Source organism: Anaerococcus lactolyticus ATCC 51172, assembly GCF_000156575.1.
Classification (GTDB): domain Bacteria; phylum Bacillota; class Clostridia; order Tissierellales; family Peptoniphilaceae; genus Anaerococcus; species Anaerococcus lactolyticus.
This window is the reverse complement of sequence record NZ_GG666044.1, coordinates 368463-382225: the sequence shown is the minus strand read 5'-3', so window position 1 is coordinate 382225 and position 13763 is coordinate 368463. Positions and strand designations below refer to the sequence as shown.

General features: G+C 37.1%; 12 protein-coding genes and 1 pseudogene. 10 read left to right on the top strand and 3 right to left on the bottom strand.

Features of this window, described 5'->3' with window-relative positions; genetic code table 11:
• Positions 1–215, top strand: a pseudogene (locus tag HMPREF0072_RS01760) (energy-coupling factor transporter transmembrane protein EcfT); the annotation flags it as partial.
• A 50-nt stretch (positions 216–265) separates the two neighbouring features.
• Here the strand turns inward: HMPREF0072_RS01760 and HMPREF0072_RS01755 are convergent.
• Entirely contained in the window at positions 266–913 is a 648-nt protein-coding gene (locus HMPREF0072_RS01755; protein WP_004827031.1) for a hypothetical protein, read from the bottom strand.
• 52 nt (positions 914–965) lie between these two features.
• Positions 966–2471, bottom strand: coding sequence for a C69 family dipeptidase (locus HMPREF0072_RS01750; protein WP_004827029.1), 1506 nt, complete (start codon positions 2469–2471; stop codon positions 966–968).
• Between the two features lie 254 nt (positions 2472–2725).
• On the opposite strand from HMPREF0072_RS01750, the gene HMPREF0072_RS01745 reads away from it, so the two are divergent.
• The 5 genes from HMPREF0072_RS01745 (at position 2726) to HMPREF0072_RS01725 (ending at position 8533) form a co-directional block, all read left to right on the top strand.
• The gene (locus HMPREF0072_RS01745) at positions 2726–4060 is read left to right on the top strand and encodes a sugar ABC transporter substrate-binding protein (RefSeq protein ID WP_004827027.1); all 1335 of its coding nucleotides are present in this window, start codon (positions 2726–2728) and stop codon (positions 4058–4060) included.
• 137 nt (positions 4061–4197) lie between these two features.
• The gene (locus HMPREF0072_RS01740; protein WP_248601156.1) at positions 4198–4512 is read left to right on the top strand and encodes a hypothetical protein; all 315 of its coding nucleotides are present in this window, start codon (positions 4198–4200) and stop codon (positions 4510–4512) included.
• A gap of 5 nt (positions 4513–4517) precedes the next feature.
• A complete protein-coding gene (locus HMPREF0072_RS01735) occupies positions 4518–6548 on the top strand; it encodes an ABC transporter permease subunit (protein WP_039930989.1) in 2031 nt (676 codons plus the stop codon).
• Position 6549: 1 nt separating this feature from the next.
• On the top strand, positions 6550–7443 hold the full coding sequence (locus tag HMPREF0072_RS01730) for a sugar ABC transporter permease (RefSeq protein ID WP_004827019.1): 894 nt from the start codon (positions 6550–6552) through the stop codon (positions 7441–7443).
• 4 nt (positions 7444–7447) lie between these two features.
• On the top strand, positions 7448–8533 hold the full coding sequence (locus tag HMPREF0072_RS01725) for an ABC transporter ATP-binding protein (protein WP_004827018.1): 1086 nt from the start codon (positions 7448–7450) through the stop codon (positions 8531–8533).
• 107 nt (positions 8534–8640) lie between these two features.
• Here HMPREF0072_RS01725 and HMPREF0072_RS12410 read toward each other — a convergent pair whose 3' ends face one another.
• Positions 8641–9099 carry a methylated-DNA--[protein]-cysteine S-methyltransferase gene (locus HMPREF0072_RS12410; RefSeq protein WP_004827015.1) on the bottom strand — a complete coding sequence of 153 codons (459 nt, stop codon included), beginning with the start codon at positions 9097–9099 and terminating at the stop codon, positions 8641–8643.
• A gap of 64 nt (positions 9100–9163) precedes the next feature.
• Between HMPREF0072_RS12410 and HMPREF0072_RS01715 the strand changes: the two genes are divergently transcribed.
• The 4 genes from HMPREF0072_RS01715 (at position 9164) to HMPREF0072_RS01705 (ending at position 13762) form a co-directional block, all read left to right on the top strand.
• The gene (locus HMPREF0072_RS01715) at positions 9164–10465 is read left to right on the top strand and encodes a glutamate-cysteine ligase family protein (RefSeq protein ID WP_004827014.1); all 1302 of its coding nucleotides are present in this window, start codon (positions 9164–9166) and stop codon (positions 10463–10465) included.
• On the top strand, positions 10458–11828 hold the full coding sequence (radA, locus tag HMPREF0072_RS01710; RefSeq protein ID WP_004827013.1) for a DNA repair protein RadA: 1371 nt from the start codon (positions 10458–10460) through the stop codon (positions 11826–11828). The genes HMPREF0072_RS01715 and radA overlap by 8 nt, the downstream gene beginning before the upstream one ends.
• A gap of 85 nt (positions 11829–11913) precedes the next feature.
• Positions 11914–12216 (top strand): FMN-binding protein, encoded by a 303-nt coding sequence (locus tag HMPREF0072_RS11040; protein WP_004827011.1) that lies wholly within the window; start codon positions 11914–11916, stop codon positions 12214–12216.
• The gene (locus HMPREF0072_RS01705; RefSeq protein ID WP_081447015.1) at positions 12203–13762 is read left to right on the top strand and encodes an FAD-dependent oxidoreductase; all 1560 of its coding nucleotides are present in this window, start codon (positions 12203–12205) and stop codon (positions 13760–13762) included. Before HMPREF0072_RS11040 ends, HMPREF0072_RS01705 begins: the two co-directional genes overlap by 14 nt.
• Position 13763 lies beyond the last annotated feature (1 nt).

The window sequence follows — 13763 nt, the reverse complement described above, 5'->3', positions numbered from 1 at the left end:
TTCCCCTAATTTTTGACAGTCTAGAGAGGATTGAAGCCATAGCCCAAGCCATGGAATTAAGACGTTTTGGGAAAAATAAAACTAGAACTTGGTACAAGGCTAGACCCTTTGGTAAAAATGACTTTGTAATTTTATTTATCACCCTAGCCTTGGTCGGAATCGGAATTTCTTTATTTTTCATCAATCAGGGCAGGTTTTACAATCCATTTATATAGAAAAAAAGAGCTCTCTTTATATAAGAGAGCTTTTTAGACCCTTCTGGGTCTTATTTTTTTGTTATTTTGTAATTTATTCCATTTACAAGTTCAACCTCATAAGGACTTTCGGAAAAATATCCTCTTAGAAAGTCTAATCTGTACTTGTGGTAGGTAGATTCTTCGGACTTTAGGTCACCTACCATACCGGCTCCGACTTCAAAAGACTCGTGGTGGTCATGGCTGTGGCCACCTTCGCAAGATGCATTTCTTGAATTTTCAAGGTCGATGGCGTCTTGGTATTTTTTATGAAGGTTGGTGTTGGTTATCAAATACAAGCTATCCCCATCTAGGACGGCTGAAAGGCCTTGATCGCAAGGCATCCCGTCAAGGAGATAATAATTGAGGTCGGTAAAAATTTGCTCAAAGTTTGAAAAATCTTTGTCCCTACCACATTCTTTGCCGAGTTTAAAAAGCTTCTCGCTTGGATTTTTGCAAAGGCTGAGGGCTTTGGCAAGACGACTTTCAACTATATCTATTTTTTCTTGGAGGTAGCCGTGGATATTTTCTTGGTCTAAAATTTCTTCTAGAGGTTTTGTTGAAACTGGTTCATATTCTATTTGAGAAAAATCCCCATCCATCAAAAAATCTGTGATTTCATCTTGGAATTTGATTTTTTCATACATCAGGTAGTGGATTGGTCCTAGGGTTTTTGACATATTTACTCCTTTTATATTTTAAAGATAAAACCCGAGCTTGGCTCTGGCACTATTAGGCATCGGATCTTGAAAAGCTATTTTTCATCTTGTTGGATGCTACATAGAGGACTTGGTCTAAGAGGTCTTGGCTTTCTTCTTTTAGGAAGTCGGCTATTTCTTGGTTGGCTTCTTCTAAGACTTTTACAGAAGCTTCTCTAGAAAGATTTTCTTTTATAACTTTCTCATCTGTCTTATAAATCATTTCCCAACCAAAGCTTCCAACTTTTTCCTGGTAGCGTTCAATTAAATTAGCTGTATCAGCGAAATGTGGGTCTGCAAGGGCTGCTATGATTCTGTTAATCCAGTAGAAAGATTCTGTGGTGACCTTGCCTGTAGTATCTCTCAAATAGGCTGGTGTATCTGTGATATTTACATAAAATGGCACCATGGTATTAAAGACGTTTGAGCCTAGGGCAAGCCATTCGATGGCCTTTATAGGTTCTGGCATATCTTTTCTAATTTGGGTTAGGCCTAGGAAGTTATTTCTGTTTATACCAATTGGACGGAAGGCTCCTGCCACAGACTTATCGCCATGATTTTTGTATGGGTCATAAGGGGTGCCTTGGAAGTGGTGGGATAGGGCGTATTTGATGTCCTCGACTGTGATTTTCCTCTCAGGTACCCTCGCCCATGGAAGGTCGTCATCGTCAGGTCTTAGGTCAGCATCAATCCCATCATAGGTGTTTGATCTAGGATTAAAATATCTTTGTAAAATCCAAGCCCTTGGAGTGTTGTAAACGTGGTCAGCATCAGAATGGCTGCCAAAGGCGTCCCTTGGATTTATATTTCCATCAAGGGATAGGTCTAGGTTGTGCTTTTCTATAAAAACTTTTAGGTCAGCTGAACATAAGTAGTTTTCACCCTTACCGAGAGCATCCTCTAGGTCGAAAGTATCAAGTCCTAGCTGGTTTGGCATGATGACATAAGAATCATCTGGGACACGTCTTGCAATCCAGTGGTGGCCACCGATGGTTTCTAACCACCAAATTTCGTTTTCGTCTTGGAAGGCAATGCCGTTTTTTTCGTAGGTTCCATATTCTTCTAGGAGGGAACCTAGGCGAAGGACACCTTCTCTAGCAGAGTTTATATATGGGAGGACTATTGAAACAAGGTCTTCCTCACCAATGCCACCAGGCACTTCTTCCTTAAAATCTTTATCACCTTTTTTTCCTACAGGCTTTTGGTAAACAACAAGGGGGTCTGCACCTAAAACTCTTTCATTAGAAGTAATTGTTTCAGTCGCAGTCATAGCTACGTTTTTAGAATTTACCCCACAAGCACCCCAAATTCCTTGACCTGCCACAGCTTCTGGCATGGCTGTATAGGTGAGAGGATTTGATGGTAAAGGTATTTCTACCTTAGAAATAACAGCTTTATAGACCTTAACTTGGTCTTCTGATTTTATTAAAACAAATTTTTTTGGACTATATGAACCACTGCCAGAATCCTCATTTCTGGCAACTAGGGTTGATCCGTCAAAGCTTGCATTTTTACCTACAAGTATAGTTGTACATGCCATAGTAAATCTCCTTTTCTTTATATAAATAATGTACCGTTTACCCAAAGAAATGAAACAGAATTAAAAAAATTTTTAAAAATTTTTCGAAAAAATAAACAGGTGTAAATGGCAAAGTTTCAATCTTGTTTAAGGGTAGAGAAAAATATTTTTTCTTAATTTTCGAGAACGATTCCGATATTTAATTGACATAATTCTAATTATTATATATAATAAGCATATGATAAACGCTTTCATATCATTTTTTAGGAGGAAATATGAAAAAAGGAATAAAAACAATAATGGCCCTATCACTTGCCTTTGTTATGGCAGCATGTGGTGGAGCTAAAGACGGTGGCAAAGAAGCTGCTGAAGGCGGTAAGGAAGCTAATAAAGATACAAGCGCAAAATTAACTGTGCAAGCAGAAGAAGGCTGGGTAGATTATTACAAAGCTGCTGCAGAACGTGTAAAAAAACAGTTTCCAAATGCAGACATCGAAATCAAAACTGTAGGCTCATTCGACCACTTAGATATAATCGATGCTACAGCTGCAACTAACGAAGACGTTGCTGACCTATTTGCAATTCCAGCAGACAGGCTTTATGGTCTACATGGAAATGACATTTTAGCAGCTATTGACTCTCAAAAACTTGCTAAAGAAATTGGTGGTTGGGATGATTTTGATAAGGGAATCGGTGGAAACTTCAAAATCGATGATGAATATTTTGCTTTTCCATTCAACATTGAAACACTTATTACTTATGTAAACAAGAAAAACGCTGAAGAAAAGAAAGTTGACCTTTCAAAACCAATTGAAATCAACGATGTAGCTGATGAATCAACAGTTTTACTACCAATTTTTGATGCTTGGTACGGTGTTGCAGCAACAAACTCTTCAGGAATCGAACTTCTTGGAAAAGATAAAGATGGTAAATTATTCTCAGACTTCACAAAAGAATGGGATGAATTAGAACCAGAAAAACAAGCTACAGTTAAGGCACTTTTCGAGTATTGGAAAAAACACAACGAAGCTGGTACACAATTATTCGATGCTGACGCTGGTTGGGGATACATTGATGATACATTCAAACCAGGCAAGGGCGGCGTAGCTAGACTTGGTGGACCATGGGATGCAGCTCCTATATCTGAACAAGCAGGCGAAGGCAACCTAGAAATTTTCCCAATTGGACAATTAACTCTAGCAGGCAAACCACTTACTCACTGGCAAGGTGGATGGGGACTTGCAATGAACGCTAGAATCGAAGAAGATGCTGACAAGGTAGCTCTTGCAGAAGCAATGATCAAAGAAATTGTAAATCCAGAATTCGCTGCTGACCTATACAAGGCAACAGGTAAGGTACTAGAAAATGTAAGCGCTGAAAAATATCAAGGAATGGACCTCCCAGAAACTGATAAGAAGATCATCGCAGCTACAATCACTTCTTACAAAGAAGCTCCAGCAAGACCACTATTTAAAGAGTGGGGCGATGTATGGGATACCTACAAAAACGCAATACTATCTTGGAACTCTGTAAAACCAGCTGACGAAAAAGCTGCATACGCAGAATTAAAGGCATCATTCGAAGCAATGATGGCAAACTTTAACCATTAAAATTATTAAGGGGCGTCCATTAGGACAGCCCCTTATATTTCAAAGTTATGGAGAAAGTAAAGCAAAGAAATAAATTTTTATTAAAAATACTAATAATATCTGCGCTAATCATCCTTAATTTTAGCTTAGAAGCTATGATGATGGCAAAAGATCCAAGTGTTTTTACAACTATTTCTAAAATTAACCCAGAACTAAGTTATGATGATTTTTTAAACTCGATTATTTTTTCATTATTTATCAAGGTTATAAATCCCATAACTATATCCCTATACACCTTTTTTACTATTAAAAAATACGGAATTAACAAAACCTATAAGCTATTTTTTGGGGCAATGACTCTTATTAGTATAGTCAACCTATTTTTTTCATTTAGCATAGGATCTGTATTTTATTATCTAGGACTTATACTAAATATTTTCTTATTAATAGTAATAACAAGACAAGAAAGGTAATGATAATGACTTATGAAAAAAGCCTTATAGATAGGAGGGGCAGGACTTATCCAAGAAAGAATCAATACATTATAGATTTGATTGAAGCTAAAGAAATCGGTTCCAGCCCTAAATATACTAAAGCAAACCATCCATACAATATTAAGTTAAAAGAATATGAAAATCAGAAAAAAGCCCTCCTAGAAAAAGCGAAAAGTGAGGCTAGTTCTGATAAACACCTTCCAACAGATGGTAAATTAAAAGACCTATATATAGAAAAACTCGTGGCAGAGAAGATGAGGTCTTTCTATGAGGAAAACAAAGATTTATCTTATGATAGTCTTCTTGACTACAGGCTTAATGAGCTTGATGTAAATGAGATACCAAAAATCTTAGACCACGATAAATTTTTAAAAGACAGCTTAAAAGATGCTTTAGAACGTCAAAAAAACTTGACTAGCGAATATATCGAAGCAGAAAGTAAGTTTATCGAAGCTGATAGGAAGGTTCTTAAGGAAAGATATGAACACGATGTAGCCGAAATCGAAGAGGCTTTCAAAGAAGAAAGAATATCTAAAAAAGCCTATAAGGCTACTAAAGAACAATTAAAACAAAAGTTTAAAGATCAAAACCTAAAGATAGACTACAGGAATCCTGAAAGATCAATAAAAGAAGAGATTGAATCTTATAACTATAAGCTTAAAGAAGATCTTAAACACTCCTTAAAGATTTTGGAAGAAGAAAGATCAGATGCTAGGAGAAGGACACCTATAGAAGTAGAAAAGGAAAGACCTTTTAAATCTATAATTACAGCACCAATCCCAGGTCTTGGCCAACTATTAAATGGTCAATGGCAAAAAGCTTTGATGTTTTTCATCGGTGCCTTATTTGTATATTTTATAGCTATTCCTTATGCGCTTGGCTTTGGAAATTACCAAGGAGACGGTATCGCAGGTCTTATTTCCCTAGCCCAAGGTGGCAAGAGACTTGATAGGTCTATAATCTTTATGATAGAGGGAATCTTAGCTCTAGCCTTTATCCTAATCGGACTTTGCATCCTCATAGGATCATTTTTAGATGCCTATAGGGCTGAAAAGGGAGAAATTCAAGGTATAAGACCAAATTCATTCTTTGAAACAAGGAAGTACCTAAGAACTGATGGGTTCCCATACCTAATAACTTCACCAGCTCTTTTGGTAATTGTTTTTATAGTAATAGTACCAATCGTAACAGCTATTCTAATTTCCTTTACAAATATGGATCCACAACACCAAAACAAGTTCACTTGGATTGGTCTAAATAACTATATTTCTATAGCAAGTGGTCAAGGAATAGCAGGTAAGGCCTTCTGGCATATTTTTGGCTGGACAATTATGTGGACAATCGCAGCTTCTACACTTGCGATTGTATTGGGCTTCATCTTTGCTCTTATGGTTAATAATGAAAGGATCAAAGGTAAAAAGTTCTTTAGAACTATTTATCTATTGCCATGGGCAATACCAGCCTTCATCACAATCATGTTCTTCTCAATCATGACCAGTCGTGGGGGTGTAATAACAGAGGCTGTAAATTCTTTGTTTAACACATCGTTAGACATTAAAAATAACACAGTTCAAACAAGAACAGCCCTAGTGCTACTTCAAGGTTGGTTGGGACATTCTTATATATTCCTTCTTACAACAGGTGTACTCCAAGCTATACCAAAGGACTTATATGAGGCTGCAAGCATAGACGGAGCTACAGGATTCCAAAGGACATTAAAGATAACAATTCCTTTGGTGCTTTTCCAAATATCTCCAATGTTAATCAACCAATACACATTTAACTTTAACAACTTCTCAATAATTTACCTCTTTAACGGCGGTGGACCATTCAATCCACAAGTTTATGGTAACTTAGCGGGATCAAGTGATATTTTGATTTCATACATCTATAACTTGACTATGAACAGTCAGTACCAGGCGATAGGAGCTGCGATTACAGTATTCATCTCTATAATACTCATAATCATTTCCTTCTTTGGTTACATGAAATCATCAGCCTTCAAGGAGTATTAGTATGTTTAAGAAAAAGAAAAATAAAGACCTCTACCTATCAGACCTCCAGCCACTTACAGCTGCAGGCAAGGTAGCCTTGACACTTTCCTACCTAATCTTATTTATATGGGCTGCGATTATCGTTGTACCACTCGTAATCATGGTTGTTTCATCATTCAATGGCAACCAAGGCCAATATATATCAATGACAGGTGACTTTGTATTTTCTGTAAATAACTTTAAGTATTTATTTGAAAAAACTCAGTTCTTAAGATGGGTAGTAAATACATTGAAAATAGCAACAGCAACAACAATCCTCACCCTAATCTTTGTATCTTTCACAGGCTATGCTTATTCAAGATTCAGATTTAGGGGCAAGAAAGCAAGTCTTATAACCATAATGCTAGTTCAGATTATCCCAGCCTTCGCAGGAATCACTGCTTACTATGCTATTCACACAATTATTTCAGGTGTAGTACCAGTATTTTCTCGTACAATGATGCTGATTTTAATCTATTCTGGTGGGGCCATAGCAGGTAATACCTTTATCTTAAAAGGTTACCTTGATTCTATATCCCAAGAGCTTGATGAGGCAGCAAGGATAGATGGATGTTCAAACTTCCAAGTATATAGGCTAATAATAATGCCACTTGCAAGACCAATGCTAGCAATCATAGCCCTTCAATGTTTCATAGGACCATTTCTTGATTACATGATGCCAAAAATACTCTTGACAAATCCAGCAGATTACACCTTGGCAACAGGCCTATTCACCCTAATATCAGACGTTAGAAATATGAACCAACCGGCCTTTGCAGCAGGAGGCTTCTTATCAGCCATCCCTGTTATGCTCCTCTTCTTGTTCCTACAAGATGAGTTAGTTGGAGGATTGTCATCAGGTGCAGTGAAAGGATAAAATAATGAGAGTTAAATTAGATAATTTAGGAAAAAAATATGAAGGAAGGGATAAGTTTACTATTAGAAATATCGATCTTGATATCAAAGATAAAGATTTCTGTGCTATCCTAGGTCCTTCAGGTTGTGGAAAATCAACCCTAGTAAGAATGATAGCGGGCCTTAACTCAATAACAGAAGGTACCCTATACTTTAACGACAAAATAATGAACACAGTAGAGCCAAAGGATAGGGACATTGCCATGGTATTTCAATCTTACGCCCTCTACCCACACATGACAGTATATGATAACATGGCCTTCTCCCTAAAAATGAAAAATGAGAGAAAAGAAGTCATAGACCAAAGAGTGCAAGAAGCAGCAGACATTTTGCAATTAAGAGACTACCTATATTCTAGACCATCAGACATATCAGGTGGTCAAAGACAAAGGGTAGCCCTAGGTCGTGCTATAGTAAGAAAACCATCAGTATTCTTAATGGACGAACCACTTTCAAACCTTGATGCTAAACTTCGTGAGCACATGAGAGTTGAAATTGTAAGGATTCATAACCAGCTAGAAACAACCAGCTGCTATGTAACCCACGACCAAACAGAAGCTATGACAATGGCAACAAAAATCATCCTTCTTGATCAAGGTAAAATCCAACAAGTAGGAGCACCAAATGAGTTCTATCAAAGACCAGAAAACCTCTTTGTAGCAGGCTTTATCGGTTCACCAACTATGAACATCATAGAAGGTAAGATAGAAAATGGTATGTTTGTCAATAAGTCTGGACTTATGAAAATAAAAGCAAATGACAAAGATGCAGCAGCGCTTAAAAATTATGAGGGCAAGGAAGTTTATCTTGGAATCAGATCAGAAAGATTTATACCAGGAGAACACGAATATAACTCTGTAACAGCAACTATCGAAGTTATAGAAATGCTAGGTAAGGAACAAATAATCTACTCAAGAATGGAAGATGGCACAGAGCTCGTAGTAAGCCAGCCAGGCCATTATGAGTATAGAAAAGGTGAAACTCACACCTTCAGCCTAGACCCAGAAGCCCTCCACTTCTTTGACGGAGAAACCACAAATAGAATTAACTAAAAAAAAAGAGTCGGACACCCGACTCTTTTTGTGTGGAAAATTTAAGAAATTTTATTTTCAAAGTTTTTGAAATTTTTGCTGTAAAACTTTCTTGTGTATGGAAAATATCAAAAATTTATCCCCTCGATTTTTAATATTTTTGCTTTTATTTGGCTTCCATAGGAAAAATTACCTAGAGATCCGTCAGCTTTTATTACCCTGTGGCAAGGAACTATGATTAGTATTGGGTTTTTGCCGATGGCTGTACCTACAGCCTGGGTCGCCCTTGGCTTTCCTATGGCTTTTGCGATTTCTTTATAAGATCGAGTTTTTCCGTAGGGGATTTTTAAAAGGGCCTCCCGGACTGATTTTTGAAAGGCTGTGCCTTTTGGGTCTAGTAGGTCTAGGTGGTCAAAGTCTGTTCTTTTTCCTTCAAAATAGTCTAAAAGCTGTTTTTTAAAAATATTAAAAAGCTCATTTTCTTCGCTATTTTCATCTATTTTATCCACTAATTCAATTTTCCTTATCTTTTTCTCGTAGGAAATTTTTATGATTCCCAATTGAGATTTAAAATAGCCATACTTCATGTAATCATTATACCATGGTTTATTTCGCAAAAATTCGTATAATGATAGGAGTAAAGGGGTTATTATGGAAAGATTAGAAAAGATTCAAAAAATTGTAGATTTTATTAAGGCTGGTGAAAAGGACGAAAAGAACTTTAGGTTGGGCTTTGAAATAGAACACTTTGTTGTTAATAAGGATACTTTAGAAAGCCAATCTTTTTATGGCCACGATGGGGTAGGCGAGATCCTTGAAGACTTAGCAAGCCTTGGCTATAAAAAAGCTGATGAAACTGGCATGGCTTTTTCTGATGGCAGTGTCGATATCTCAATAGAGCCTGCTGGTCAATTTGAGCTTGCCCTAAGGGCTAAGGCCTCTGTTGGTGAACTTTTTGAAGTTTACAAGACCCACATGGAAAGACTTGTTCCTATTTTTGAAAGAAGGGGCCTTCTTTTAGTTGCTCTCGGCTATCATCCAAAATCTAAAATTGATGAAATAAAGATTATTCCAAAGACTCGCTACGATTTCATGTACAAGTATTTTGAAAAATATGGGGGAGAGTTTGCCCACAATATGATGAAGGGGACTAGCTCCATGCAGTTGGCAGTGGATTTCAAAAACGAAGAAGATTTCAAAAAGAAATATTTTCTAGCTTCTGCCCTTAGCCCATTTTTGTATTCAGTCTTTGATAATTCCTTGATATTTGAAGGTGAAATTTATATCGATAGAAACTTAAGACAAACAATTTGGGAATATACAGACAGGGATAGGACTGGGCTTTATGATTTTGCCTTTGATTCTGACCTATCTTATAAAAAATATTCCGAAAAAATTCTTGATACACCTATGATTTTCATGCCAACACCTGATGGTGAAACTTATATAGGCAGGAAAACCTTAGACGAATTAATGACAGAAGAAAATGCTGATGAAATGGTAAACCACGCCCTTTCTATAGTCTTCCCAGATGTGAGGGTGAAATCCTACATTGAAATCAGGATGCCGGATAATATTCCATATCCTTACAACATGGCGGCAGCTGCTCTAATAAAGGGCATATTTTTTGATGATCAAACTTTAGATAAGGTCTATGAACTTTTTTCTGATATGACTTATGACCAGGCCCAAAAGCTTAAGAGCAATGCAACTAGGATGGGGATTTTTGCTCTTTATGAAAATGTAGAAATTTTCCAACACGTCCTAGATATAATTGACATAATTAGGCCGGTTCTTGAGGAAAATGAAAATAAATACCTAGACGAACTTGAGTCTATGCTTGATTTTGGGATTGTACCAAGGGATATTTTTGCGAAAATTTATAAGGAAAATCCAAAGAGGGCTGTTTATGAATTTTCTGTAAATAGATTTGTGGAGGCAATCAATGGCTAAGGTAAAAAAAGCCTACGAATGCACAAACTGTGGACATATCCAAAATGTTTGGGCAGGCCAGTGTCCAGCTTGCAAGAAGTGGGGAAGCCTAGTTGAAACAACCATCAAGGAAGAAAAAGTGGGAAACAAAGTCGTCCTTGATGATGATAAAAAAGCTAAAATGCTAAGGGAAATCGAAATAAATGAATCGGAGAGAATCCACTCAGCCTACGAAGAATTCGACAGAGCTGTGGGAGGAGGACTTGTTCGTGATTCGGTTTCTATCCTTACAGCTAGACCGGGTGCAGGTAAGTCTACACTTTTATTACAATTATCAAAATCTTATGCTGACGAGGGGCTCAAAGTACTCTACGTATCAGGAGAAGAAAGTGAAAGTCAGATAAAATCAAGGTCGCAAAGGATAATGAAAGATGAACCAAAAAATCTTTGGATCCTTTCGACAAATTCTATGGACCTTGCCATTAAGGAAATAAAGGCAACTGGTGCTGACATAGTAGTCCTAGACTCCATCCAGACTTTTTCCCTCCAAGAATTTGACAACAAGCAAGGATCTCCTACCCAGACCATAGAAGTCGCAGGTAAGGCTGTGGAAATGGCAAAAAATCCAGAGAAAAAACGTGCCTTCATCATGGTGGGCCACATGACAAAGACTGGTGAAATGGCAGGTCTAAGAACCCTCGAGCATCTGGTAGATACAGTCCTAATCCTAGATGGAAGTCCTGATGAAGACCTAAGAGTCTTAACTTCAAGCAAAAATAGGTTTGGAAGGACAGGGGAGATTGGATTGTTTTCGATGGATGAGGAAGGCTTAATAGAAATTACAAATCCGAGTGAATATTTCATCACACAAAGGGATAGCGAAATCGAAGGCTCAGCTATCTCTGTGACCAAGGAAGGCTCAAGGCTTTTAGAAGTGGAAATAGAGTCGCTTGTGTCAAAGTCCTTCATGCCATATCCCCAAAGAATTGGCGATTCCCTAAGGCGAGATGACCTAAACACCCTAATTTCTATCCTTCAGGAAAGAGCAGGACTTAACTTATTTGACATGAATGTCATAATAAAAACTACAGGTGGGCTTAAATTATCCGAACCATCTGTAAACCTCGCTATAATTATGTCGATAGCATCTTCCTACCTTAAAAAACCAGTTTCAGATAAGGTGGTTTTTATAGCAGAAGTAGGTCTTACTGGCGAACTTAAAAAAGTGCCTCAGGCCAAGCAAAGAGTTAAGGAATTAGAAAGACTTGGCTATGAAAAAGTCTATTTAGCAAAAAATAGCCTAGAGCAAAAGGATTTTAAAGCAATAAAAATTATTCAGTTAGCAAATATAAAAGAGGTTATTACAAACGTCTTCAAAGTGTAAATCAAGGGGATTATCCTTGATTTTTAGGTAAATAGAAGGTGTACTTTATAAGTAAATATTACACAAACAGAATATTTTAAGGAATATGAAAAAATATATTCTTAGTAGGCGCACTTGCCTTCTTCCTCTTTCTGCTTGTAGCAAAGATGAGAAGGCAAGTGAGGACACCAAAGAAAAAGAACAACCTGCAAAAGCCGAAAAGAGCATTGATGATGGTAGCTTTGAAGAAGTAGCTACAGGACATAATTGTGATATCAAATTATCTGTGACCTTTAAAGATAATAAGATTGAAAAAATAGATGTAGTTGAATCTTCTGAAACACCAACAATTGCAGATACAGGATTCAAAGAAATAATTAATAGAATTTTAGAACATCAAAACCTGTAAGGTTGATAATATTACCGGAGCAACTGTCACATCTGATGCTGTTAAACAAGTAGTATCTAAGGCAATAGATGAAGCTCATGGTAGTGAAGACTTCAAAAAAGAAGTAAAAGAAGAACCAAAAGAAGCAATCAATATAGATACTGACTTATTAGTTGTAGGTGGTGGTGGAGCTGGACTTAGTGCAGCTTTGTCAGCAGACCAAGAAGGTAATAAGGTTACAGTTTTAGAGAAAAATGCTATGCCAGGTGGCCATACTGCCTTATCTGGTGGTTTTGCTTTGATTACTGCTTCCAAAACTCAAAAAGATGTCTATGGTGTTAAAAATGATAGCGTAGAGTCTGTATATGAAGATAATATGAAAAATGGTGGTGGAAAGTCTATACCAGAAGATTTGAAGCTTTATGCTGAGAAGATGGGAGAAGCAACAGATTGGACTGTTGATTATATTGGTTCAAAAATCCCTGAAAAATTAACTCCACTTGGTGAAAATAGCGTAGATAGGGCTATGATCTATGAAGGAGCAGGTGCTGGCTTTGTTCAATCATTGTTGGATAAAATAAAAGATACTAAGATAGATTTAAGAACAAATACTAAAGTTACTGAACTAATTTATGAAGATGGCAAGGTTGTTGGTGCTAAGGCTACAATGTCTGACGGTACACCTGTAGAAGTAAATGCTAAGGCAGTTCTTCTTGCGACAGGTTCTTATGGTGCCAATAAAGAAATGCTTCCTGAAAGCTTGGATAAATTTGTATTTTATGGTGCTCAACTTGCCCAAGGTGAAGGTCAAAAGATGGCTCAAGACATTGGTGCAGATGTTGTAAATCAAAGCTATGTTGAACTTTTTGAAAATGGTGTTGAATGGAAACCAGGCATAGCAAAATCAACCTATAATGGCTCTATGGCAACTTGGGATGTATCAGGAATCTTGGTTGACAGGGCAGGAAACAGGGTTGTAAATGAAAGATCTGCTGGTATTAACATTGTTAAGGAAATGGAAAAACAAGAAGATGGAAGACTATTCTTGATAATGGATGCTGCTACCTACAAGGCTTTTGAAGATAATGTTGCAGGCTATGGTATTACAAAGAAAATGCTTGATGATTGGATAGCAACAGATGGAGCAAAAATTCCTTATTTTGCAAAAGCTGATAGCCTAGAAGAACTAGCTAAAAAGGTAAAAATTGATCCAGAAGGATTGAAGAAAACTGTTGAGAGATACAATGGTTTTGTAGCAAATAAAAAAGATGAAGATTTCGGCAGAGATCCTAACTATATGAAGGCTAAGATTAGCGAAAATGGTCCTTATTATGTTGTTGAACAATTGCCAAGATATGCAACAACCTTGGGTGGATTAAAAATCCACAACCAACTAAGGGTAATCAACAAAGAAGGTAAGGCTATTGAAGGTCTCTTCGCTTCAGGTGATGTAGCCGGTGGTGCTCGTGGAGATGACTCTATACCAGGAGCAGACTTTGGTTGGGCAGTAACATCAGGTTATGAAGCTGGTAGAACAATTAGCGACTATTTAAAAAATAAAAATTAAA

Excerpts from the sequence above, each read along its gene's own strand:
- HMPREF0072_RS01755 (WP_004827031.1), bottom strand. The coding sequence starts at position 913 with ATGTCAAAAACCCTAGGACCAATCCACTACCTGATGTATGAAAAAATC.
- HMPREF0072_RS01750 (WP_004827029.1), bottom strand. The coding sequence starts at position 2,471 with ATGGCATGTACAACTATACTTGTAGGTAAAAATGCAAGCTTTGACGGA.
- HMPREF0072_RS01745 (WP_004827027.1), top strand. The coding sequence starts at position 2,726 with ATGAAAAAAGGAATAAAAACAATAATGGCCCTATCACTTGCCTTTGTT.
- HMPREF0072_RS01740 (WP_248601156.1), top strand. The coding sequence starts at position 4,198 with ATGATGGCAAAAGATCCAAGTGTTTTTACAACTATTTCTAAAATTAAC.
- HMPREF0072_RS01735 (WP_039930989.1), top strand. The coding sequence starts at position 4,518 with ATGACTTATGAAAAAAGCCTTATAGATAGGAGGGGCAGGACTTATCCA.
- HMPREF0072_RS01730 (WP_004827019.1), top strand. The coding sequence starts at position 6,550 with ATGTTTAAGAAAAAGAAAAATAAAGACCTCTACCTATCAGACCTCCAG.
- HMPREF0072_RS01725 (WP_004827018.1), top strand. The coding sequence starts at position 7,448 with ATGAGAGTTAAATTAGATAATTTAGGAAAAAAATATGAAGGAAGGGAT.
- HMPREF0072_RS12410 (WP_004827015.1), bottom strand. The coding sequence starts at position 9,099 with ATGAAGTATGGCTATTTTAAATCTCAATTGGGAATCATAAAAATTTCC.
- HMPREF0072_RS01715 (WP_004827014.1), top strand. The coding sequence starts at position 9,164 with ATGGAAAGATTAGAAAAGATTCAAAAAATTGTAGATTTTATTAAGGCT.
- radA (WP_004827013.1), top strand. The coding sequence starts at position 10,458 with ATGGCTAAGGTAAAAAAAGCCTACGAATGCACAAACTGTGGACATATC.
- HMPREF0072_RS11040 (WP_004827011.1), top strand. The coding sequence starts at position 11,914 with ATGAAAAAATATATTCTTAGTAGGCGCACTTGCCTTCTTCCTCTTTCT.